Consider the following 22,853-nt stretch of genomic DNA (forward strand, 5'->3'; position numbering starts at 1 on the left):
TTAATTAGATTTGAATTCATCTAAATTTAATTTTCCTTAACTGAATGCTTAGGCATGTTAAAAAAGATCATTTAATAATTTATTTTCAACTAAGCTAGCTAATGTCACTTTAAGGTTTGGTGTGCGTTCCATTTCTCTCTTGATTGCAAATATCGCTTCATTATTTCTAGCCCAACTTCGACGTGCGATTCCGTTATTTACATCGTAAAACAACATGCTCTTTAAACGTTCATCGGCTTCTGGTGTTCCATCCAGTAACATGCCAAAGCCTCCATTTACAACTTCACCCCAACCAACACCACCACCGTTATGTATAGACACCCAAGTCGCGCCTCTAAAGCTGTCTCCAATAACGTTATGAATAGCCATGTCTGCCGTAAATTTACTACCATCATAAATATTTGAGGTTTCGCGGTACGGTGAATCTGTTCCGCTTACGTCGTGATGATCTCTTCCCAGAACAACAGGGCCTATTTCGCCTAATGCAATGGCCTTGTTAAAAGCTTCTGCTATTTTAGAACGACCCTCCGCATCGGCATATAAAATACGGGCTTGTGAGCCTACAACCATTTTATTCTGTTTTGCGTTTTTAATCCACGTGATGTTGTCTTGCATTTGCAGTTGAATTTCCTCAGGGGCATCTTTCTTAATAGCTGCTAAAACGTCCATGGCTATTTCATCCGTTTTGTCTAAATCTTCTGGTTTTCCTGAAGCACAAACCCATCTAAACGGTCCAAAGCCATAATCGAAACACATAGGTCCCAAAATATCCTGTACGTATGATGGATACTTGAAATCAATATTGTTCTTTGCCATAACATCTGCTCCGGCTCTAGAAGCTTCTAGTAAAAAAGCATTGCCATAATCAAAGAAATAGGTTCCTTTGGCAGTGTGTTTGTTAATAGCAGCTGCATGACGTCTTAAAGTCTCCTGTACTTTTTGTTTGAACAGGTCTGGTTCTTCCCTCATAAGTCTATTGGATTCATCATACGATATGTCTACAGGGTAATAGCCTCCTGTCCATGGAATATGCAATGATGTTTGATCGGAACCTAAGTGAATAAAGATCCCTTCTTCATCGAAACGTTCCCAAACATCAACAATATTTCCAATAAAGGCAATGGAAACCACTTCATTGGATTGTTGCGCTTTTTTGACCCTGGAAATTAAACCATCCATGGCATCAATTAAAACATCAACCCAGCCTTGTTCGTAACGTTTGGTCGCCGCTTTTGGGTTTACTTCTGCTGCAATAGTAATACAACCGGCAATATTTCCTGCTTTTGGCTGTGCCCCACTCATACCACCTAACCCAGCTGTTAAGAATATTTTCCCATTCGGCGATTCCTCTTTTGATAAAATTTTGCGAAACGCATTCATAACCGTAATCGTAGTGCCATGAACAATACCTTGTGGTCCGATATACATAAATGAACCCGCTGTCATCTGCCCATACTGCGTAACTCCCAATGCATTAAATTTCTCCCAGTCATCCGGTTGAGAATAATTTGGAATCATCATGCCATTAGTTACAACTACTCGTGGTGCATTTTTAGATGAGGGGAACAAACCCATGGGGTGCCCCGAATACATATGTAATGTTTGCTCATCCGTCATGGTAGCCAAATATTGCATAGTGACTAAATACTGTGCCCAGTTTTGAAATACAGATCCATTACCGCCATATGTAATTAATTCCTCTGGATGTTGTGCAACCGCTGGATCCAAATTGTTCTGTATCATGAGCATTATGGAAGCTGCTTGTTTAGATTTTGCAGGATAGGTATCCATAGGTCTGGCATACATATCGTAATTTGGTATAAACCGGTACATGTAGATCCTGCCAAAATCTTTTAATTCTTGAGCAAATTCTTTAGCTAAGGTTTTATGCCAATTTTTAGGAAAGTAGCGCAGTGCATTTCTAATTGCCAATTTTTTTTCGTCAACAGATAGAATATCCTTTCTTTTGGGAGCCCTATTCAACCCTATAGAATAAGCTCTTTTTTCTGGTAATTCGGATGGAATCCCTTGTGTTAATTGCTCTTTAAATGTCATGGCTATAAACTTATTTAACTACAATTGATTTATTAACTACGAGCGCTATCATGTGATCTATATCAGGTTTTAAAACTCTATCTTCTTCTAACTTCTTAACTTTTGCTCTAATAATTCTAAAATTTTCTTCTATAATATCTGAAAATGTATGAGGTCTTCTAAATTCCAATGCCTGAGCCGCATACATGAGTTCTATAGCTAGAATTTTTTCTAGATTACCCAAGATTTGATTAAACTTTCTGCCAGAAATACTTCCCATAGACACATGATCTTCTTGTCCTAAAGAAGTTGGAATACTATCTGCAGAAGGCGGAAAACACAGCGACTTGCTTTCTGAAACTAAAGCAGCGGTTGTGTATTGTGGAATCATAAAACCAGAATTTAGCCCACCAGACTCAGTTAATAATCGTGGTAAACCATATTTCCCTTCTATTAATAAATAGCACCTTCTGTCTGAAATATTTCCTAATTCTGACGCTGCAATTGACGTATAATCTAAAGCCATAGCCAGAGGTTGTCCGTGAAAATTACCTCCAGAAATGGCAACAGTATCACTTAAAATTATAGGGTTATCTGTAACCGAATTCATTTCAATTTCTGCTAATTCCTCCAAATGATAATAGGCGTTTCTTGAAGCGCCATGAACTTGCGGTATGCAACGCATGGAGTAAGGGTCTTGAACGCGCTCACAATTCTCATGGGACATAATGTTTTCTGAATTTTTAAAAAGCATGCGCATACGCTTAGCCACTTTCAAATTACCTTTAAAAGGCCGGATGGTGTGCAATGCCTCTTTAAATGGCGAAGCACTTCCTTTGTAACCTTCAATACTCATCGCTCCTGCCAAGTCTGCCAAATCAAGTAAATAACGCATCTTATCGAGGCCAAAAATAGCATGTGCTAAAATAAACTGAGTGCCATTAATTAGTGCCAAACCTTCTTTTGCTTGCAATTGAATGGGTTCTAAATGGTGATTTTTAAGGACTTCCTTTGCATTAACTATCTTATTTTCAATCCAAAATTCACCTTCAGCAATTAAGGGTAAGAATAAATGAGATAGCGGCGCCAAATCTCCAGATGCCCCAACAGATCCTTGTTCTGGAACAACCGGAAGCAAATCATGTTCTATAAAATAAATAATACGGTTTATAACCTCTATACGAATACCTGAATACCCTTGGCACAAGGCATGTACTTTACATATCATCATGATTTTTGAGAGTTGCTTTTGTATTGGATTTCCAACGCCAACTGCATGGGTAATTAAAAGGTTCTCTTGGAGTTTGTTAGTTTGCTCAGGTGTAATTTGCACATCACATAAAGGGCCAAACCCTGTATTTATGCCGTAAACAGCCTTATTAGAATGCGCCAATATTTCTACTCTTTTTCTACTATCATTTACTTTTTTAATAGCATCATCGGCAAGTAAAGCTTTTAAGCTTCCGTTTGATATGTTAATGACCTTTTTTGCAGAAAGTCTATCTATTCCGTATTTGAACATGTTAAAATGAAGTTTAGGGTATAAGTTAATACAAAGTTATGATTATTTTTGATGCTTTATAAGACTAATTTAATCAAATATTAATAACTATTAGTAATCAATTAGAGCTTCGACATTTAAAATATTTTTTAGCTGTGGCTGAAGATTTACACTTCCGGAAAAGCAGCAGAACGCTTGTTTATTTCTCAATCAGGTTTAAGCCGTTAAATTAAGCAAATGGAAGCCGATTTAGGCTTAAGATTATTTGAACATCACAACCGAAAAGTAGAATTAACCAATACAGAAACCTATTTAAAAAAAGAATTAACAATACATCTGAAGCAGCTTGATGATATTATAGGTCATGCCCAATTGCTTCATGATGGTAAAAAGGGCCAATTAAAGATGGGCTACGTAGGTTCTGCAATGCAAGAACTTATTCCGAATTTATTATTAGAATATCGAAAAAATTATTCCGATATCATTATTAGTTTAAAAGAAATGGACAACCAAAAGCAAATTCATGATTTACAAAAACTATAATATTGATATTGGCTTTAATAAGATTAGATCGTGTACCAAAGCATATTGAAATTTTACCTGTTTTAAAAGACACCTTTTACCTTGTATTACCCGAAAATCATCCCATAGCCCCTTCTAATTATAAAAATCTCTTGCAGTTTAAAAACACTCTTTTTATATTATTTGACCCGGAATATAGCACATCTTAATTATTATAAAGTGATGTAAATTTTTAATGATAGCGGCTTCTCCCCCTATGGTATCTCATCTTACTATTCATGCGAGTTCTGTATACAAATTAGTTGAAAATAATTTGGGTATTTCTATTGGGTCGAAGTAGGTCATTACTTAGCAAAAAAAGAATAGCTTACAACACCTGTTCTAAAAATAATTACTATTTTAACCTAAACCAAAAGTCGTTGCTTTTTTTTGCTGCATCTGATTTTCCTTGGGAAAATCCTCGCACACAAAACTGCACTATTCTTATACATAAACGTTCGGCGGTATTGACCCGATAGGGCTAGATACCGCCGAACATCTGCGCAACTGCGCGGACGTTGTGGGTAAGCTGAACAGACCAAGAAAAATTGTTGATTAATTCAAGTTTTTCGATTTTTAAGAGCAAAAACTGAAATCGAAACTGAACAGTTGAAACATAAGAATATGTTGAAAATTATTCATTACAAACTAAAGAAACACGTTATGGGTAATGCTGACTTTTATAAACAATAAAAAAAAATGTATCTATTTTTTGACACAGAAACAACTGGACTACCTAAGAATTGGAAAGCACCAGTAACAAATTTGAATAATTGGCCAAGAATGATTCAAGTGGCTTGGATTTTATGTGATAATGAAGGAAATCGTATTGAAACATATGATTGCATTATTAAGCCAGAAAATTTTAGTATTCCTGTTGATTCTTCAAGAATTCACGGAATTTCTACAGAAAAGGCTATTAACGAAGGTGAAAATCTTGAAAAAGTACTTGTGAGATTTAATGAATTAGTCGAAAAATCTAATTTTATTGTAGCTCACAACATTAGTTTTGATGAAAAAATTATTGGAGCGGAATTATTAAGAAAAAGAATTCAAAGCGACTTTGGACGAAAAAGAAAATTATGTACTATGCAATCCTCGACTAATTATTGCAAAATTTCTGGACCTTACGGATATAAATGGCCAAAACTGTCAGAATTACATATTAAATTATTTGGAGTTGATTTTGACGAAGCACACGATGCATCAGTTGATATAAATGCGACAGAAAAGTGTTTTTGGGAAATGAGAAAAATAGGGCTGATATAAAGCACGTACCCACAACAAGCCTTATAAAAAATTGCTGGTTTTTAGCTTTAATAAAGGCCGTTGCTTGTTTTGTTACATCTGATTTTCTTGTTGAAAATCCTCGCACACAAAACCACAACTATTCTTAAACAAGACCGTTTTGACTGCGCAGGGCCTTGTGTTTAATACAAGAACAATGAAAAACTTATTGAACTAAATAATTTTATGGAACCAAAGATTGGAATAATTTATTCTTCTGTTGATGGGCAAACTCTAAAGATTTGTAAAAAATTGAGTGCCTTTTTCAATGAGAAACAAATACAAACAGAACTTTACTCAATTGATGATTTTAATGGAAATTTATCAGAATTTCACACATTGGTTATTGGAGCAAGTATTAGATATGGAAAACATAATGAGAAGATTTCTGAATTTATACGGAACAATAAAGATCATCTTAGCGAAATAAAAACCGCTTTTTTCTCAGTTAACCTTGTCGCAAGAAAAAAAGATAAAAATTTGGCTAATACAAATCCTTATCTGATCAAATTCTTAAAAAAAAATGAATGGAAGCCTGATTTTTTGGATGTGTTTGCTGGAAAATTAGATTATAAATCCTACTCACTAATTGATAGGATAATGATTAAACTAATCATGAAATTAACTAATGGCCCAACTAGGTCAGACGGTCCAATAGAATTTACAGATTGGAAAAGAGTAGATAGTTTCGGATTAAAGATAAGCGAGAACTATAAAAGTACTAAGCACAACAAAGAGGCATAAGAATAATTGCTCGATTTTAGCCTTAATACCAATTATAATTAAAAACATTATTGTCCGATAAAAGAATTAAGACCACTGCGCAGCTAGAACATAGAATCAAGACATGATTTTAACTAATTGATAATCATAGTATAATACATTTATCATTTCAGAAAGTATATAATTTTTTATTTTTTGTATAAGCAAGATGCAAATCTTAAAAAAATCTTTTGACCCATGCCCAACCTATTGTTCGGGCTGTTTTTACATATTTTAATTGAACACTATTGAATTAAAAATAGAAACTAAACATGAGCTTAATCATCTTTTAGCCTTTCAATTTTTTCTAATTTTAGTAATTCGTTAATATTACATTATAAGTGTGTTAGAATTTTCATTTACAGCAGGATTATTAGCCTCCATATTACATGTTATTATGGGGCCAGATCATCTTGCCGCTGTGTTGCCTTTTGCTATTGAATCAAAGAAGAAAGCATGGAAAATAGGATTGGCTTGGGGCATAGGCCATCTATTGGGAATGATTGCCATAGGGTTGCTATTTGTACTATTTAAAGAACTTATTCCTGTTGGAAAAATCTCTGAATATAGCGAACAACTTGTTGGTGTCGTTTTAATAGGCATTGGTTTATGGGCAATTTATAAGATATTCAAAACGCAAGAGCAGCACAAACACCTTCACATACATAGTGAAAATGCTCCAATTATTCATAAACATACACATGAGCACACTCATGAAACAACACACGAGCATAAACATCCAAAAAACATCAAGCAGAGTTATGCTGCTTCATTAAGCATAGGCGTTTTACATGGTCTTGCAGGTATTGCCCATTTTTTAATATTTCTTCCTGTATTGGCTTTTGAATCTCAAATGGACTCTATACTTTATATCGTCGGATTTGCTTTAGGTATCATTTTAGCAATGACCATTTTTGCGTTTGTTATTGGCAAAATTGCTTCGTCCGCAAAATCTGGACATCACGAATTATTCTTTAATGGAATCCGTCTAGCAGGTGGCTTGTTTGCTATAATAATAGGTATTTATTGGTGTGTGAGTTTCTAACAAATCCTTGGTAATTGCTCTCCAATCATGGGGCTGACTATACGTTTACCTCCAATAGCACTTTTCATAACAACCTTATTAGGGTGCTCTTTGGTAATGTCACCAATACAAACAGCATGTCTGCCTTTGCTATCATTTTGCATTAATTTAACGACTTCATCTGCAATGCCCCGATCTACAATGGCAACAAAAACACCTTCATTTGCTACATACAATGGGTCTAATCCTAAAATTTCACATGCCGCTGCTACTTGCCTTTCTAGAGGTAAATCATTTTCATTTATTGAAACGCCTTTCTTAATATCTGAAGCAATTTCGGTTAACACACTTGCCAATCCTCCACGAGTAGCATCTCTAAACAAGTGAATTCCAAGTCCAAATGCATTTATCAAATCATTCGCAATAAAATTTAAATTGGTGGTGTCACTTACTATGGTCGATTCAAACTCCAAACCTTCGCGTTGCGACATTATTGCCATTCCATGTTGAGCAATACATCCATTTACAATAATCTTATCACCAACTTTAATATTTTCAGCAGCTATATTTCCCTTAGGATTTACCGATCCAAAACCAGTTGTATTAATAAATATTTGGTCGCCTTTACCGCGCTCAACAACTTTAGTATCTCCTGTTATAATTTGAACGCCACAATTATCAGCAGTTTTTTTAATTGAATTTACAATCTTTACAAAATCGTCAACTTTCAAGCCTTCTTCAATAATAAATGCCAGTGATAAATATTTGGGTTGGGCGCCGCACATGGCGACGTCATTTACAGTACCATTTACAGCTAACTCACCAATATTTCCACCTTTAAAAAAGATTGGGGATATTACAAAACTATCTGTCGATATAGCAATTCTCCCTTCAATTTTAACAACAGAACCGTCATGTTTTTTATCTAAAAAAGGGTTACTAAACGTTTTAAAAATAATGTCGTCTAGAAGATTTCTAGTCATTAATCCACCACTACCATGTCCTAAATTAATAATCTTATAATCTATCATTATTGCTTTTTAGATTTCGTTATTACTAAAATGAAAATATGCTGCGCACGCACCTTCTGAAGAAACCATTGGAGCACCTAATGGATTTGAAGGGTTACATGTTTTTCCAAAAGCAGGACATTCCCGAGGTTTTTTTATTCCTCTTAAAATTTCTCCAGCTATACATATTGAACTTTCAGGCACTTTAATATTTTCAATATTAAATTTAGTTTCTGCATCATAAGCAATAAATTCCTTTCTCACTTTGTATCCACTGTTTGGAATTTCACCAATACCTCGCCATTCTCTATTGCCTACTTCAAAAACTTGCTGAATTACTTTTTTTGCAGCAAGATTTCCTTCTTCTTTAACAACTCTCGAATATTGGTTTTCAACTTTATGTATCCCCGCTTCCAATTGGCAAACTGCCATATAAATACCCTGCACCAAGTCTAGCGGTTCAAATCCTGTAATTATTATTGGGATGTTATATTTTTTTGATAGCGGATGATACTCTTCATTACCCATTATAGCGCAAACATGTCCAGCTCCTAGAAAAGCATCTATGTTACAAAATTCGTCGTCTAAAATAGCTTCCATTGCTGGAGGCACTAAAACATGAGATACTAAAATTGAATAATTTGTCAAGCCTTCTTTTTGTGCATGAAGTACTGACAATGCATTTGCTGGAGCGGTGGTTTCAAAACCAACAGCAAAAAAGACAACTTCTTTTTCTGGGTTGTTTTTAGCAATTTTTACAGCCTCCAAAGGAGAATATAGTATGCGTAAGTCTCCGCCATCTGCTTTAGCTTCCAATAAGCTTTTTTTGCTGCCTGGAACTCGAATCATATCACCAAAAGAACAAACTATAATACCCTTTTCCAGTAATTCTATGGCCTTATCAATAAGACTTAAAGGCGTCACACAAACCGGACAACCGGGGCCGTGTATCATTTGAACCTGTTGTGGCAACAAATCAAGAATGCCGTTGCGAACCAAACCATGAGTTTGACCACCACAAACCTCCATGATGTTCCAAGTTCTTGTTACTTTGTTGGCAATAAGATCTAAATAGCTTTTTGTAGCTTCTAAATTTCTATATTCACTTAGATATTTCATTAAAAATTCTCTTTGTTTTCACAATTTAAATAATACATAATCTGTCCGAATGCAATATTCTCATCGTTAGGTGTTAAGTTACGATTAAAATATAATTTATACTTGTTATCATTAAGTTCAATTAGCATATCCATTAAGGTTGTATTCTGAAATACGCCTCCATTTAAACAAATTTTCGAACTGTTACTGTTTTCAGCAACCATATAAATTATTGAAGCTAATGTAAATAGGAAATTAGCTGTAATTTGTTCTGTTTCAATGCCTTTTCTTAAATCTGATTGTACCCCTTTAAGAATTTGTGATGTTGGAATTGTTTTTCCTGAAAACCTCTTACAATAATTGATACAACGCTCTAAATTATAATCAACAAGGTTATTTTCAAGAAGCATAGCCGCTTCACCTTCATACGAATTAAAATCACAAATATTTAATAAAGAAGAAACCGCATCAAAGAGCCTTCCGACAGAAGATGTCTTAAGCTTATTTTTCTTTTTGATAGTCGTTAAAACTTGTAACGCTTCACTTGAAAATTTTGAATTAAGTAGGTCATTGAATGATTCGTCTGCTAAAGAAAACAAAGACAATCGAGGTTCTTTAGACATTTTATCTCCAGAAATCCAATTAAAATACTCAAAATGAGTCAACCTTTCAATGTCTTTAGAATTGTATTTAAAAAACTCGCCACCCCAAATATTGCCATCGTCTCCAAATCCTGTTCCATCCCAAACAACACCCAGAACATTATCATCTTCGAATAAATTATACTCACCAAGCACAGCGGCAAAATGCGCTTTATGATGCTGTACCTGATAAAGCTTCGTTTTCCAGTTTTTAGATAGTTCTATTCCGTGTTGAGTACTCTGATAATTAGGATGCTTATCTACTAATATCACTTCTGGTTTTTGTTCAAAAATGTTTATAAATGCGTTAATCTCTTTCACAAACCTATTGTAAACGTCACAGTTTTCAAGGTTACCTACATACTGTCCAACATATAGATGCTCATTGGGACAGAAGGCTATACTATTTTTTAAATCTGATCCTAATGCTAATATTTTTTCATTCGATTTAATCTCAATATCCAAATAATTTGGGGCATATCCGCGGGAACGCCTAAAGAGACATTCTAAACTATATTTATTGCTAATTTTTAATACTGAATCGTCTTGAGGATGTCTAATTTCGAGGTTATGATGTAAAAAATAATCTGCAACATTCTTTAGTTTAACCTCAACATCCTTTTTATGACTAATAATTGGAGAGCCATGAATATTGCCACTGGTAGCGACAATAGGGAAGTCCAATTGGTTGGCTAGTAATTGTAAGATTCCGGTATATGGTAACATGACCCCAAGTTGGTTTAACCCTGGAGCAACTGCTTGAAGCGCAATATTTCCTTTATAGTTTGATACAGATATAATTGTAATTGGTCGTTCGGTTGATGTTAGCGCTTTTATTGCTTTTGGTTTTAGCTTTATTTCTTTTTTTAAAAGGGCTAGTGAAGGATAAAGTACCGCAAATGGCTTATTAGGTCTATTCTTTAATTTTCTTAGTTTCTTAACAACAAAATCATCTTCGGCATTACAACATAATAAGTAACCACTTGTGTTTTTAATCGCTATTATTTTTCCTTCTGAAAGTAGTTTTGAAATAGTAAAAAATATATTATTTGATTTTATCTTTCCCCCATTATTATCAATAAATTCAAAAGTTATTCCACATTCATGGCACGTATTGTTTTGTGAATGGAACCTTCTGTTTGCAGGATTCATGTACTCTTCGTTACATGATTTACACATGGGAAAATCATCAATGCTTGTATGTGGGCGTTCAAACGGAAACGTTTTGGTAATTGACCAACGCGGGCCACAATTGACACAAGTTGTAAAAGCGTACTTGTACCTTCTGTTTTTAATATCGGCTATTTCTTTTTGACAATCTTCACAAATCGCAAAATCTGGAGTTAAAGGTAAGTTTACTTGACCATCTTTACTTGATGGAATAATTTGAAAACCAGTAAATTCTTGGATAGGCACTTCTTCCATAGTTTTTGAATTAATTTTAGAAACTGGAGGTGGTTTATTTATTAATTCATTATAAAAACCCCTAACATTTTGAAGCTCTCCAGTGATATAAATAATAACGCCATCTTCGTTATTTGAAACCGTTCCAGCTAATGAAAAAATTTTTGCCAGATTATATACATAGGGTCTAAATCCAACACCTTGAACTTGGCCAGAAACTATTATTTTATAAGTTTTTGCCATTTAAAAACCTTTTAAAATGTAGAATTAGGATTTTTTGTTATGTAATTCTTTACACAAGCTTAGGATGTTGGTAATAAGCATAGGCAGAGCCTCTTTTACCTTTACATTTAGGTCTATCGTCATTGGATTAATCTGCTCCACAGAAACTGTAAACAAATGAATATCGGGTACATGTTCCATTAAATAAACAGCTTCAATCATGTCTTTTAAGCCAACATCATGTACACTCAATGCCTTTGGGAAATCTGCTGCAAATTTTGGTCGAAGTTTGGTAATTGTACCTTCTGGTTTACCATCCATAGTGGCGTCAACAAAAATGATGGTTTTATATGCTTCAAAACAGTTTAAGAGCAAAAATCCGCCAGTGCCACCATCAAGAATATCAACATACTCGGGTAAATCTAATTTTGACATTTCCTGCATGGTATGAACGCCGATGCCCTCATCTCCCATCAAATAATTCCCGACTCCTAAGACAAGAATGGAATTTGACTTGTCCTTCTCAAAAAAATAGGCATCACTACTAATGGCAACAGGCGTTCTTTCCTTCATTTTCTTTGTTCAATTTAAAAACAAATTCATCCAAAATGTGTGCAACACGTAATGAATGAATTTTCTTTTCTTTATATTATCCTGTATCTTACAGCGTATCTATATCCTTTACCTTGTCTTCTTCTCTCAGTCTATCTTCACGCACAAATTTATAGCCACCAACCATAGATGAAACTTCACCACGCCCTTCTAACCAATCGTGATACATAACGAGATACACATGAACCATAGCAAAGAATATAAACAGCCACATACACACATGGTGAATTGTTCTAACTAAATAGTCCCCTCCAAAAAATGGGACGACCCATTTAAAAGATTTCGGCAACCACCAGCTAGACATGTCAGCATATAAACCAAAACCGGTAATTATCATTAGTATTGCTATAAAGAACATAGCGATATACGATATTTTTGCAATACTGTTGTGACCAATACTAATTTTAGTTACATCTTCAACTTTTTCATTTTGTAAAAATATATCCATTTTTAGTACGTGTGAAAAATTTCTCCAAAACGCTTTTCTAAAAGGCCAAAATGCTCTCCAACTTGCAAATCTATTCCCAACAAATAGCCAATAAATACGCATTATCATTACAAATAAAAACACATAAGCCGAAACAAAATGTATAAACCTTACATACCCAAAGTAATGTGTATTAGTTGCTTCTTGGCTTGATGATATTATTGCAGGAGGATCAGCAATTATAAAACCTGTTATAGTTAATACGATCACTGCAAACACATTAAGCCAATGAAATATGCGAACTGGAAGTTCCCATACCATGACACGTTTAAAATTATAGGTTTTCATAATTTAAAATTTAAACATCACAACTAGATATATTCTGAACTTGAGAAATATGTTTACCGTGTTCGTCATATAAATGTACCGCACATGCTAAACAAGGGTCAAACGAATGAATAGTTCTTATAATTTCCAACGGTAATTCTGGGTCTTCAACAGGAGTTCCTATAAGCGCAGATTCATAGGCTGAACGTTGTCCTTTAGGATCTCTGGGAGAGGCATTCCAAGTACTTGGCACTACCAGTTGGTAATTCTCTGTTTTACCTTCCTTTATTTTAATCCAATGTGCTAGTGCCCCTCTTGGTGCTTCCATAAATCCAACACCTTTAGCTTCATCTGGCCAAGAAGAAGGCTCCCAATTTTCTGTGTTTGCCATTCTTTCATCACCGTTCTTGATATTATTTATTAAAGTATCGTAGAATTCTTGCGTCCAATTAGCCACTAGTTGAGATTCAATTCCTCTAGCCGCTGTTCTACCTAAAGTCGAGAACAAAGCATCAACAGGAACGTCTAAATGTGCTAAGGCCGCATTTACTGCTTCTTGAATTTCTTTATTTCCTCTTCCGTAACCAACCAATAATCTAGCAAGTGGACCAACTTCCATTGGTAGGCCTTTCCAACGGGGCGTTTTAATAAAACTATACTTTTCTTCCACGTTTAAGAAATCATAAGGTGGTTTTGGCCCTGAGTACTTAATTTTAGTTTCCCCTTCCCATGGATGTCTTCCTTTATCTTGGCCTTCTGCATAGTTTTCATACCAAGAATTGTTTACAAACTCTTCTATTTGGTCCCCTCTATGGTCTACATCATGAACTTTAGATAGGTCTCTATTCAAAATGACACCTTGAGGGAATTTAAAGCTAGACATATCTGAATATCCATTGGTTGGGAAATCTCCATAAGACATGTAATTACCAAACCCTTTGCCTATGGCTCCCCAATCTTTATAGAATGATGCTATAGCTAATAAATCAGGAATATAAACTTGATCTATAAATTGTTTTCCTTCTTTAATTAGCTTGCCAACCATCGCTAAACGTTCTGCATTTATGCCTCCAGGGTTTTCTGTATTTATTGCACATGCCATACCTCCAACTAAGTAATTTGGATGTGGGTTTTTACCACCAAAAATAGTATGAACTTTTACAATTTCTTTTTGCCATTCCAGTGCTTCAAGATAATGGGCAACAGCCAATAGGTTTACTTCTGGAGGTAATTTCATTTGCTTGTGTCCCCAATATCCATTAGCGAAAATGCCTAGTTGTCCGCTTTCAACAAATTTTGTAATTCGCTTTTTTATATCAGAAAAATAACCCGGTGAACTTTTTGGCCAACTGGATATGCTCTGAGCAATTTCAGATGTTTTCTTCGGATCTGCCTTAAGCGCATTAACAACATCCACCCAATCTAAGGCATGTAGATGATAAAAATGAACCACATGATCGTGCATGTACAATGTACCTGCCATAATATTTCTTACCATTTCAGCATTTGGAGGAACCTGAATTTCTAAGGCATCTTCAACAGATCTTACAGATGCCAATGCATGCACGGTAGTACAAACACCACAAGTTCGTTGAACAAATGCCCAAACATCTCTAGGATCTCTGCCTTTTACAATTTCTTCAATGCCTCTAACCATTGTACTCGAACTAAAGGCATCAACAATTTTGCCGTCTTTTATTTCTGCTTCTATTCTTAAGTGACCCTCGATGCGCGTTATGGGATCAACAACTATTCTATTTGCCATTGTTCTATGATTTAAGACTCAATATGTGCTTCGTTAGACTTTCCTCTTTTTATACGACTCGCCACTTCTTTTCGTTTTGAAACTGCTGCCGCAACTGCATGAACGGCAATACCACCGGCTAAAACACCAGCCGCCACTTTTCCAAAGTCATCTGCAAAGCCTTCTTCTTCAATTCCAGGAATATTGGTTCCTCTTTTGTAGAATGGTCCTGCATCCCAGAACCCAGCTTCACTACAACCAATACAACCATGACCTGATTGAATTGGATAACTTACGCCGTTATTCCATTTTATAGTGCCACATGCGTTATACGTAGTAGGCCCTTTACATCCTAATTTATACAGACAATACCCTTCTTTGGCATTTTGATCATCAAACGTTTCCGCAAAAAGTCCCGCATTGTAATAAGGACGTCTGTAACAACTGTCATGAACACGTTTTGCATAAAATGCTTTTGGCCTTCCTAATCTATCCAATTCTGGTAGTCTGCCAAAAGTTACCAGATGAACAATAACTCCAGCCATTACTTCTCCAATAGGAGGACAACCCGGAACTCTAATAATTGGTTTGTTTTTAATAATCTTATGAATTGGAGTAGCATTTGTGGGATTTGGCCTTGCCGATTGTACACATCCATTAGATGCACAACTTCCCCATGCAATAATTGCCTTGGCGCCCTCTGCTGCTTCAATTAATAAATCTTTTGCCGATCTACCAGCTATACAGCAATAGTTACCATCATCGCCCAGTGGCACAGAACCTTCAACACAAAGGATATACTCGCCTTTATGGTTTTTCATGGTAGCGTGTTTTGCAGCTTCTGCTTGATGTCCTGATGCAGCCATTAAGGTTTGCGTATAATCCAATGAAATTTTATCCAGAATTATATCGGACACAATAGGATGGTCTGATCTAATAAACGACTCACTACAACAAGTGCATTCCTGGAAATGTTCCCAAATTACAGGGAGACGTTTGGTGGTCTCAAGAGCTTTAGCGACTTGTCCAATCATTGTAGATTCCAATCCCATGAATGCAGCTATAAAAGCCGAAAATTTCATAAAATCCCTACGACTGTAACCTTGTTCTCTTATGCTCTCATAATACGTGGGGCTTAGGTCTCTTTTTTTATTCATAATAATAAATATATTAATAAAGGAATATAGATGGCCATTAGCCATTTTACCGACAGTTCTAAAGTTATTGAATCATTTGTACTCGAAAAATGATATATATCATGTTTTTGAGTCGTGTTTATTTATATTTTTATATGTTCTTTTATTTATAACAATTTATGCACGAACTATCTATAGCCTTAGGAATTGTAAGAATTGCTGAAAATGAAACAAAAAAAGCAAATGCAAAAAAAGTTGAAAAAATAGAGCTTGAAATTGGTACTCTTGCGGGAATAGAATTTGATTCTTTAGATTTTGTTTGGTCTTCTGCTGTGAAGGATACGGTCTTGGAAAATGCCATTAAAAAAATTAATGTTATTTATGGCGAAGCAAAATGCTTTGATTGTGATACAAGCTTTAAATTAGATAATATTTATGATGCCTGCCCAAACTGTAAAAGTTATTTAAAAGGCATTATAAAAGGCAAAGAATTATTAGTGAAATTTTTAGAGGTTTCTTAAAATGATTATCAATGCCATATTTTAAAGACACTGTACCAATTAACCAACTTTAAGAAAATAAAAACTATTAGTATTATGTGCGGAACATGTGGTTGTGGATCAGGAGCGGATGGGGTATCCATTCAAAATCCAAAGGAAATAAAAACTAACGAACATCATCACCATCAACATGATGGACATACGCATCATCATGGTCATTCACACGATCACCATGACAACCATTCTCACGGTCATGACCATCATCATCATAAAATGGTTATCGATTTGGAGCAGGATATTTTGCAGCAAAACGACATAATGGCCGCAAGAAACAAAGGCTATTTTGAGGCAAAAAATATTTTCGCTTTGAATTTAGTTAGCTCCCCAGGATCTGGGAAAACTTCTATTTTGGAAAAAACGTTATCAGATTTAAAAGATGAGATTCCTTTTTATGTTATTGAAGGCGATCAACAAACCCTTAATGATGCAAATAGAATTGATGCTTTAGATATTCCTGTTGTCCAAATAAATACTGGAAAAGGATGCCATTTAGAAAGTGATATGGTTTATAAAGCTGTTAAGCAGTTAAACATAACTGATAATTCTATACTAATGATTGAAAATGTTGGGAATTTGGTTTGTCCATCCATGTTCAATTTGGGAGAATCAAAGCGCGTAGTGATTATTAGTACTACCGAAGGTGAAGATAAGCCCATCAAATATCCCGATATGTTTCACTCGTCTGATATTTGCATCATAAATAAGATAGATTTGTTACCCTATGTAAACATCAACATGAATAAATTAAAAGAATACGCTTTACAAGTGAATCCGGATTTACAATTCTTTGAAGTCTCTGCTACAACCGGAGAAGGCATGACAAAGTGGTATGACTGGTTAAAAACCCAAAAACCCTAATTCGTAATCCAAAATATTATGTGTCTATCAATACCAGGGAAATTAATCGAAATTACAGCACAACTTGATGAAACTTTTAGAACAGGAAAAGTCTCTTTTGATGGTGTGGTTAAAGAAGTAAGCTTAACTCTTGTTCCAGAAGCAAATATTGGCGATTACGTCATGGTACATGTTGGTGCGGCTATAAGCGTAGTTGATGAGGAAGAAGCAAAAAAAACTTTTCAGATTTTAAAACAACTCGGTGAACTTCATGAATTGAATGAAGGCGAAGCGTAATACCATAATTATTTCAGGACTGTGCATATGACACACATCCTTGATTTCTAAACTATATTCAATAAAAAAAGTAACCTTAATAATCCTATTAATATCTACTGCATTAAATGCTCAAATTGGAAATACATTCGAATCTGCTACTCTATATTTAAGAAATAACGAAGTTTTAAAAGGAGAGGCAAGAATACTTAAAGACGGAACAATTAAATTTAGAAAAAAAAAGAAAGAGAAAAAAATAATTTACACTTACCGAAAAGTCAAAAAAATAGAAATATACGAAGACGGAGTTAATGAATGTTATAAGTATAAATTTATTGCAGGAAAGATACCTAAATTAATGAAAGTAATTAGAGAATATCCTGGACGAATCAATTTATTCGTAATTGAATACCATAATAATAATTCTGGAGCTTTTAATACTGGACAAACATCATAAATAATGACTCCCGCAGGAAAAACAAATGTAGTTACTAATACAGGATCAATTATGAATTCTGGAGTAGCATTAGGTGTAGTAAATGAATATTATGTCAATAAAGGCAGTGGACATGAAGTAATTAAAATAGGTAATGACCATCCTGTTTTCGGAAAACGCCATTTCAAAAAAAACGTTAATGAATTCTTTAAAGATTGCCCAGAAATTATAAGGAAAGTAAAGGAAAATGAATTTCGCAGAAGAGAAATGGTTTCTATTGTAGATTTTTATAATGAAAATTGTGCTTCCAAATAAACTGTTTCCAATAACTAAGTCTTCGTGTGGCATGAAATGCCCAACATGGAGACCGTGTTGACTGAACTGGGTTAGTATGCTGTTAGTGTCAACATCCAAAATTTTCTTTTAGGAATTTTAGTACTGTCGCGCTTATAATTAACTGTAAATGAACAACCCCAAAGCAGAGTTTCGAGGTATCTACTTAGCCAAACAAACTTAGTTGACTTTTATGGTAACTCTTGTATTCTTTCGTGTCATCCCCTTGATTACTGATATACTTCTGGATTACTTCTTCATTCGCATACTGTCCAACTGTATTTACATAATATCCACTGCTCCAAAATTGACCTCCCCATAACTGCTGTTTAACTTCTGGATGTAGTCGAAAAAGCTCTTTGGCTGTAATACTCTTTATTGTTTGATCTATCTTTTTTACCGATAACATTGGAACACTTTGAAGTAAAAAATGAACATGATTCTCATCTGAACCAATCTCTAAAAACTCTATTCCAAATCGCTTTTCATTATTTATACATACCTCGACCAAACTCAACTCTACATTCTCAGAAAGTATACTCCTACGATATTTTATAGCGCAAACTAAATGATATAGTAACAAGCTCTTATTGTGCCTCTTATGAATATGCTAACTCATAAGACAAATATAATCACTTAGTTACCATACCCCGAAGCAGAGCTTCGAGGTATTCTCTTGATTAAACAAGTTAAGTTATTCTTTGATTTTTTAGTAACTATTCAGTGGAAATTCACTGGTTATCAACAAATTCGTGTTGTACTCTTCTTGTTTTTCGAAAATCATTGGTTCTATTGACATTGATTGATAAGTCAATGATAGTATCACAATGAAACATCCTCAACTATTTTGATTACCGAAGCGCCAATGCATCAGTAGAATTTTTTAATGCCAAAATAAAAGCCTTTAGGGCAGAATTCAGAGAGGTTAGAAACGTGGATTTTTTCCTCTTTAGACTTACATCAATTTTTGTGTAATCCTAAAACCCCACAAGCTTTATCCTTAAACCCTTTTTCACATTCTTATGATATTGATGAAAATGCAAAAACCTGTAAGTCACAAGGTTACCAAGTTTTTGCTACTAATTGATTTGTTTAAAAGTCGGGGTAGCAGGAAGTATGCCTTAACCCTTATATCTATAATAATCAAAAAATTACATGTTATTAATTACTCTTGGTAACCGAATAGGTAACTTATTTGATAGGAACTTTTGTTACATTTTACCTTTTATTTAGTCGAGCCTTAAAAAAGAGGTTTCATTTTTCCAGTTACATCATTTTGTAATAGAATAAATTTTGATGCGCTTATTATAATTTGGGTATTGATTTTAGAAATAAGCCAAAGAGCTTCTGCTTTGAGTTTCTTCATTAATTTCTTGAAGTTAAACCCAGCAGCAGCCATTATAAAATTAATAGTATCTCCAATTTGTCCTTTAAGGAAGTTCCTAGCAGCCCTATGGTCAGATTTCAGGTGACCAATAATAGGTTCAATCGCAGCTCGTCTGCTAAAGTGTTTTCTTTTTTTCCGTTTTTGGTATTCGCTGTCTTTTTTCAATGGTGGTTTAGGGATGTTGATTTGGGTATTAGCAATCATTTGTTTGCCTTTATAACCTCTGTCCACGGTAGCTGTCTTTGGTGATTTACCTGTAAGATATTTGGTTTGTTCAATACATCCACCAAAGTATGGCCATCATATACATTTGTGCTAAAGGTCATTGCCCCTACAATAACACCTGTCTTTTGAGTGAGTACTACCGATGCTTTGCAACCATACTCATATTTTTTGTGAGCTTTTCCTTTACTCATGCAATAGGCCTCTGGTTCGTGAAGACTATAAATTTTGTTTTTAGTGTGTTTCTCTTGAGCAAGTACTTTTTTATAAAGTTCTAATTCACTACTGTAAATACCTTGTGGTAATTTGCGTTCTAATTCTCTAACCAAACGCCCTGCTATGGTTTTGAGTTTTCGCTTGGCTGCATTGGCTTTTTTTCTGCGTTTGGGGTGGTTGCCATTATAGGTATCCCTGACCAATTGCTTACTTGTACGTTTATAACTTCGTCTTAGTGCTATGTTTGATTTTTTAGCTTGTTTTACACACTTGTCAATGATCTTTTTGTGTAGTTTGGCATCTGTTGGATAGCTAATATTCTTTTCTTGTGCTGTACTATCAATACTGACATGTTTATCGTTTCCGTCTTTACCGTGTTTATCTATGGAGTGTTTTAATATTTTTTCTATGCCCTGTTCGCCTATACGATGACGAAAATGAACCAGATCACTTGCAGCACAGGGCTGTCCCCATTGTTGAACGGAATTGCCTGAAAAATATTGAAAATAGACATTCATCTCCCAATGTTCTTCCACTAGTTTCTCATCGGAGAGATTGTAGACAGTTTTTAAAATCAACAAGGAGGTCATTAACCTTATACTGTGGGCTGGACGACCTTTATTGGAATAGAATTTTTTGAATTCAGCCTCAAAATAATCCCAATCTATAGTATGTGATAGCAAGTAAAGCTCATGGTTGGGATTTAATTGCTCTTTTAATGTGGGAGCTAAAAAATGTAATTGGTTTTTTGATTCTTTTTTTGCACGCATTTGACAAGGTTTTATACAGAAAGATACTAAAACCTTGTCTTTTTTGAAAAGTTATTTAAGCTTTATTTAATCGCAATCAACTGATAAATAAATTGTTAAATGATTTATAAGGGTTGACTATTTAGGTGTGATAAATATATAATAGTATTAATTATTTTACAAGAGTAATCAGGGCTAATATTAAATGTAAATAGAAAAGGGCATTTTCAATAATTAATTTCTAATGTCATTAATTAAACAAATAACCTTTTTCACTTCTAGTTCTAACTTTTCATAGTCTTTACTGGCTATAATATCTTTTGAGATTAATTGAGAGCCCATGCCAACACAGGTAACGCCAGCATCAAACCAGCCTTTTAGGTTTTCCTCTGTAGGCGAAACTCCTCCTGTGGGCATAATGCTTGTCCATGGTTGTGGCCCTTTAATGCCTTTTACAAACTTTGGCCCGTACAGGTCGCCTGGAAATAATTTGACGATCTCACAGCCTAATTCCTCGGCTCTTGCTATTTCAGTTAAACTACCACAGCCCGGAGACCATAATACTTTTCTACGGTTACAAGCAATAGCAATATCTTCCCTTAATACAGGGGTCACGATGAAGTTTGCTCCCAAGGCCATGTACAAAGATGCAGCTGCTCCGTCTGTTACCGAGCCTACGCCCATGATCATTCCTGGTAATTCTTTAATGGCATACTTGGTGAGTTCTCCAAAAATTTCATGAGCGAAATCACCACGTGCCGTGAACTCCATTAAACGTGCCCCACCGTCATAACAGGCTTTTAAAACATTTTTGCTCAGTTCTATATCACTATGGAAAAACAAAGGGATCATCCCTATATCTTTCATAGTTTGCGCCACTTCCATTCTTGTAAATTGTGCCATTTTTCTAATTGTTTAATCGTTGATTTGTGTAGTTGTTGAACTGTTAAACCCATAAACGATCCAACAGATCAACAATTAAACATATATTATCTTGCTACGCGTCCTGAGGCGTCCCCACCCATTAATTTTTCTACTTCATCAACTGTAACTAAGTTTGCATCGCCTTTAATGGTATGTTTTAAACAGGATGCAGCAACTGCAAAATCCAATGCGTTTTGGTCGTCTTCTGGGTATTTTAACAAGCCATAGATCAAACCGCCCATAAACGAATCGCCACCACCTACTCTATCGACGATATCCGTTATTTGGTATTGGCGCGTTTCGTACATTTTTTTACCGTCGTATAAAACGCCTGCCCAAGTGTTGTGCGATGCAGAGATAGAGCCACGAAGTGTCGTAATCACTTTTTTGGCCCTTGGGAATTTTTCCATCATTTGCTTGCAGACCGATAAGAATGCTTCGGCTTTTACCTCGTGGCCATGTTTGTGAACATCTAAACCTTCTGGATGGATCCCGAAATGCTTTTCGGCATCTTCTTCATTTCCTAAAATAATATCACAATAGGAAGTTAGTTCAGTCATTATTTTTTCTCTATGTTTTTCATCACAAAAAGCCCATAGCTTTGCTCTATAGTTTAAGTCTGTGGAAATGGTAATGCCTTTTGCACTCGCCGCTTTTACAGCTTCTAAACAAACATCGGCAGCACCTTGAGAGATCGCAGGAGTAATACCTGTCCAATGAAACCATTCTACACCTTCAAATACAGCATCCCAATCTATCATGCCCGATCCAATTTCTGCTATTGCAGAATGGGCCCTATCATATACCACTTTACTGCCTCTGGAAACAGCTCCTGTCTCTAAAAAATATATTCCCAAGCGGTCGCCTCCCCAAACTATCTTATCCACTCCAACACCACGTTTGCGCATTTCCATCATAGCACATTCGCCAATATCATTCTTTGGTAAGCGCGTTACAAAATCAACATCAACGCCATAATTTGCAAGTGAAACTGCTACATTTGACTCGCCACCTCCATAAATAACATCAAAATTATTTGCTTGTGAAAATCTCAAAAATCCTTGCGGAGCTAATCTTAACATGATCTCTCCGAATGTGACTACTTTACTCATTTCAATATGTC

Annotated in this window: 22 protein-coding genes and 1 pseudogene; 10 read left to right on the forward strand and 13 right to left on the reverse strand. The window is 35.1% G+C overall.

The genetic code is table 11. The annotated features are described in order from the left end of the window. Nucleotides 1-57: 57 nt before the first annotated feature. Together FAF07_RS17610 and hutH are read right to left on the reverse strand one after the other, a co-directional pair. Entirely contained in the window at nt 58-2,055 is a 1,998-nt protein-coding gene (locus FAF07_RS17610) for a urocanate hydratase (protein WP_142786351.1), read from the reverse strand. Between the two features lie 10 nt (nt 2,056-2,065). Beyond that, entirely contained in the window at nt 2,066-3,556 is a 1,491-nt protein-coding gene (gene hutH / locus FAF07_RS17615; protein ID WP_142786352.1) for a histidine ammonia-lyase, read from the reverse strand. 216 nt (nt 3,557-3,772) lie between these two features. Here hutH and FAF07_RS17620 point away from each other — a divergent pair, with 216 nt between their 5' ends. The 4 genes from FAF07_RS17620 to FAF07_RS17635 all read left to right on the forward strand — a co-directional run bounded on the left by FAF07_RS17620 (nt 3,773) and on the right by FAF07_RS17635 (nt 7,190). Continuing rightward, complete coding sequence (locus FAF07_RS17620; protein ID WP_142786353.1) at nt 3,773-4,078, forward strand: hypothetical protein; 306 nt, start codon at nt 3,773-3,775, stop codon at nt 4,076-4,078. A 717-nt stretch (nt 4,079-4,795) separates the two neighbouring features. Beyond that, nucleotides 4,796-5,365, forward strand: coding sequence for a 3'-5' exonuclease (locus FAF07_RS17625; protein ID WP_142786354.1), 570 nt, complete (start codon nt 4,796-4,798; stop codon nt 5,363-5,365). A gap of 204 nt (nt 5,366-5,569) precedes the next feature. Beyond that, nucleotides 5,570-6,127: a menaquinone-dependent protoporphyrinogen IX dehydrogenase gene (hemG, locus tag FAF07_RS17630; RefSeq protein ID WP_142786355.1), complete on the forward strand. Its 558-nt coding sequence runs from the start codon at nt 5,570-5,572 to the stop codon at nt 6,125-6,127. Nucleotides 6,128-6,488: 361 nt separating this feature from the next. Continuing rightward, nucleotides 6,489-7,190, forward strand: a complete 702-nt coding sequence (locus FAF07_RS17635; RefSeq protein ID WP_142786356.1) for an urease accessory protein UreH domain-containing protein — start codon at nt 6,489-6,491, stop codon at nt 7,188-7,190. Here FAF07_RS17635 and hypE read toward each other — a convergent pair. From hypE to FAF07_RS17670, 7 genes are all read right to left on the reverse strand, one after another. Continuing rightward, nucleotides 7,187-8,200 (reverse strand): hydrogenase expression/formation protein HypE, encoded by a 1,014-nt coding sequence (gene hypE, locus FAF07_RS17640; RefSeq protein WP_142786357.1) that lies wholly within the window; start codon nt 8,198-8,200, stop codon nt 7,187-7,189. The two genes, FAF07_RS17635 and hypE, sit on opposite strands and share 4 nt — an antisense overlap. A gap of 9 nt (nt 8,201-8,209) precedes the next feature. Continuing rightward, nucleotides 8,210-9,298 carry a hydrogenase formation protein HypD gene (hypD, locus tag FAF07_RS17645; RefSeq protein WP_142786358.1) on the reverse strand — a complete coding sequence of 363 codons (1,089 nt, stop codon included), beginning with the start codon at nt 9,296-9,298 and terminating at the stop codon, nt 8,210-8,212. Beyond that, nucleotides 9,298-11,565, reverse strand: a complete 2,268-nt coding sequence (gene hypF / locus FAF07_RS17650) for a carbamoyltransferase HypF (protein WP_142786359.1) — start codon at nt 11,563-11,565, stop codon at nt 9,298-9,300. The genes hypD and hypF overlap by 1 nt, the downstream gene beginning before the upstream one ends. A gap of 24 nt (nt 11,566-11,589) precedes the next feature. After that, nucleotides 11,590-12,117: a hydrogenase maturation protease gene (locus FAF07_RS17655; protein WP_142786360.1), complete on the reverse strand. Its 528-nt coding sequence runs from the start codon at nt 12,115-12,117 to the stop codon at nt 11,590-11,592. Between the two features lie 88 nt (nt 12,118-12,205). Beyond that, the gene (cybH, locus tag FAF07_RS17660) at nt 12,206-12,931 is read right to left on the reverse strand and encodes a Ni/Fe-hydrogenase, b-type cytochrome subunit (protein ID WP_142786361.1); all 726 of its coding nucleotides are present in this window, start codon (nt 12,929-12,931) and stop codon (nt 12,206-12,208) included. Between the two features lie 10 nt (nt 12,932-12,941). Further along, on the reverse strand, nt 12,942-14,675 hold the full coding sequence (locus FAF07_RS17665) for a nickel-dependent hydrogenase large subunit (protein WP_142786362.1): 1,734 nt from the start codon (nt 14,673-14,675) through the stop codon (nt 12,942-12,944). An 11-nt stretch (nt 14,676-14,686) separates the two neighbouring features. Beyond that, complete coding sequence (locus tag FAF07_RS17670) at nt 14,687-15,811, reverse strand: hydrogenase small subunit (RefSeq protein WP_142786363.1); 1,125 nt, start codon at nt 15,809-15,811, stop codon at nt 14,687-14,689. Between the two features lie 158 nt (nt 15,812-15,969). Here FAF07_RS17670 and FAF07_RS17675 point away from each other — a divergent pair, with 158 nt between their 5' ends. The 5 genes from FAF07_RS17675 to FAF07_RS17695 all read left to right on the forward strand — a co-directional run bounded on the left by FAF07_RS17675 (nt 15,970) and on the right by FAF07_RS17695 (nt 18,214). Further along, entirely contained in the window at nt 15,970-16,311 is a 342-nt protein-coding gene (locus FAF07_RS17675) for a hydrogenase maturation nickel metallochaperone HypA/HybF (protein ID WP_142786364.1), read from the forward strand. 75 nt (nt 16,312-16,386) lie between these two features. Further along, nucleotides 16,387-17,208, forward strand: a complete 822-nt coding sequence (hypB, locus tag FAF07_RS17680; protein WP_142786365.1) for a hydrogenase nickel incorporation protein HypB — start codon at nt 16,387-16,389, stop codon at nt 17,206-17,208. An 18-nt stretch (nt 17,209-17,226) separates the two neighbouring features. Continuing rightward, on the forward strand, nt 17,227-17,484 hold the full coding sequence (locus FAF07_RS17685) for a HypC/HybG/HupF family hydrogenase formation chaperone (protein ID WP_142786366.1): 258 nt from the start codon (nt 17,227-17,229) through the stop codon (nt 17,482-17,484). A 40-nt stretch (nt 17,485-17,524) separates the two neighbouring features. Beyond that, a complete protein-coding gene (locus FAF07_RS17690; protein ID WP_142786367.1) occupies nt 17,525-17,920 on the forward strand; it encodes a hypothetical protein in 396 nt (131 codons plus the stop codon). Nucleotides 17,921-17,923: 3 nt separating this feature from the next. Next, nucleotides 17,924-18,214: a hypothetical protein gene (locus FAF07_RS17695; protein ID WP_142786368.1), complete on the forward strand. Its 291-nt coding sequence runs from the start codon at nt 17,924-17,926 to the stop codon at nt 18,212-18,214. 184 nt (nt 18,215-18,398) lie between these two features. Here FAF07_RS17695 and tnpA read toward each other — a convergent pair whose 3' ends face one another. Further along, nucleotides 18,399-18,839 (reverse strand): IS200/IS605 family transposase, encoded by a 441-nt coding sequence (gene tnpA, locus FAF07_RS17700; protein ID WP_246067828.1) that lies wholly within the window; start codon nt 18,837-18,839, stop codon nt 18,399-18,401. A 227-nt stretch (nt 18,840-19,066) separates the two neighbouring features. Here tnpA and FAF07_RS17705 point away from each other — a divergent pair, with 227 nt between their 5' ends. Beyond that, on the forward strand, nt 19,067-19,207 hold the full coding sequence (locus FAF07_RS17705) for a transposase (protein WP_246067829.1): 141 nt from the start codon (nt 19,067-19,069) through the stop codon (nt 19,205-19,207). Between the two features lie 265 nt (nt 19,208-19,472). Here FAF07_RS17705 and FAF07_RS17710 read toward each other — a convergent pair. From FAF07_RS17710 to FAF07_RS17720, 3 genes and pseudogenes are all read right to left on the reverse strand, one after another. Then, a pseudogene (locus FAF07_RS17710) lies at nt 19,473-20,827 on the reverse strand (IS5 family transposase). Between the two features lie 213 nt (nt 20,828-21,040). Further along, nucleotides 21,041-21,709, reverse strand: coding sequence for a bifunctional 4-hydroxy-2-oxoglutarate aldolase/2-dehydro-3-deoxy-phosphogluconate aldolase (locus FAF07_RS17715; RefSeq protein ID WP_142786369.1), 669 nt, complete (start codon nt 21,707-21,709; stop codon nt 21,041-21,043). 86 nt (nt 21,710-21,795) lie between these two features. Further along, nucleotides 21,796-22,842: a sugar kinase gene (locus FAF07_RS17720; RefSeq protein WP_142786370.1), complete on the reverse strand. Its 1,047-nt coding sequence runs from the start codon at nt 22,840-22,842 to the stop codon at nt 21,796-21,798. Nucleotides 22,843-22,853 lie beyond the last annotated feature (11 nt).

The organism is Changchengzhania lutea (assembly GCF_006974145.1).
Lineage (GTDB): Bacteria > Bacteroidota > Bacteroidia > Flavobacteriales > Flavobacteriaceae > Changchengzhania > Changchengzhania lutea.

Excerpts from the sequence above, each read along its gene's own strand:
- FAF07_RS17610 (WP_142786351.1), bottom strand. The coding sequence starts at position 2,055 with ATGACATTTAAAGAGCAATTAACACAAGGGATTCCATCCGAATTACCA.
- hutH (WP_142786352.1), bottom strand. The coding sequence starts at position 3,556 with ATGTTCAAATACGGAATAGATAGACTTTCTGCAAAAAAGGTCATTAAC.
- FAF07_RS17620 (WP_142786353.1), top strand. The coding sequence starts at position 3,773 with ATGGAAGCCGATTTAGGCTTAAGATTATTTGAACATCACAACCGAAAA.
- FAF07_RS17625 (WP_142786354.1), top strand. The coding sequence starts at position 4,796 with ATGTATCTATTTTTTGACACAGAAACAACTGGACTACCTAAGAATTGG.
- hemG (WP_142786355.1), top strand. The coding sequence starts at position 5,570 with ATGGAACCAAAGATTGGAATAATTTATTCTTCTGTTGATGGGCAAACT.
- hypE (WP_142786357.1), bottom strand. The coding sequence starts at position 8,200 with ATGATAGATTATAAGATTATTAATTTAGGACATGGTAGTGGTGGATTA.
- hypD (WP_142786358.1), bottom strand. The coding sequence starts at position 9,298 with ATGAAATATCTAAGTGAATATAGAAATTTAGAAGCTACAAAAAGCTAT.
- hypF (WP_142786359.1), bottom strand. The coding sequence starts at position 11,565 with ATGGCAAAAACTTATAAAATAATAGTTTCTGGCCAAGTTCAAGGTGTT.
- FAF07_RS17655 (WP_142786360.1), bottom strand. The coding sequence starts at position 12,117 with ATGAAGGAAAGAACGCCTGTTGCCATTAGTAGTGATGCCTATTTTTTT.
- cybH (WP_142786361.1), bottom strand. The coding sequence starts at position 12,931 with ATGAAAACCTATAATTTTAAACGTGTCATGGTATGGGAACTTCCAGTT.
- FAF07_RS17665 (WP_142786362.1), bottom strand. The coding sequence starts at position 14,675 with ATGGCAAATAGAATAGTTGTTGATCCCATAACGCGCATCGAGGGTCAC.
- FAF07_RS17670 (WP_142786363.1), bottom strand. The coding sequence starts at position 15,811 with ATGAATAAAAAAAGAGACCTAAGCCCCACGTATTATGAGAGCATAAGA.
- FAF07_RS17675 (WP_142786364.1), top strand. The coding sequence starts at position 15,970 with ATGCACGAACTATCTATAGCCTTAGGAATTGTAAGAATTGCTGAAAAT.
- hypB (WP_142786365.1), top strand. The coding sequence starts at position 16,387 with ATGTGCGGAACATGTGGTTGTGGATCAGGAGCGGATGGGGTATCCATT.
- FAF07_RS17685 (WP_142786366.1), top strand. The coding sequence starts at position 17,227 with ATGTGTCTATCAATACCAGGGAAATTAATCGAAATTACAGCACAACTT.
- FAF07_RS17695 (WP_142786368.1), top strand. The coding sequence starts at position 17,924 with ATGACTCCCGCAGGAAAAACAAATGTAGTTACTAATACAGGATCAATT.
- FAF07_RS17715 (WP_142786369.1), bottom strand. The coding sequence starts at position 21,709 with ATGGCACAATTTACAAGAATGGAAGTGGCGCAAACTATGAAAGATATA.
- FAF07_RS17720 (WP_142786370.1), bottom strand. The coding sequence starts at position 22,842 with ATGAGTAAAGTAGTCACATTCGGAGAGATCATGTTAAGATTAGCTCCG.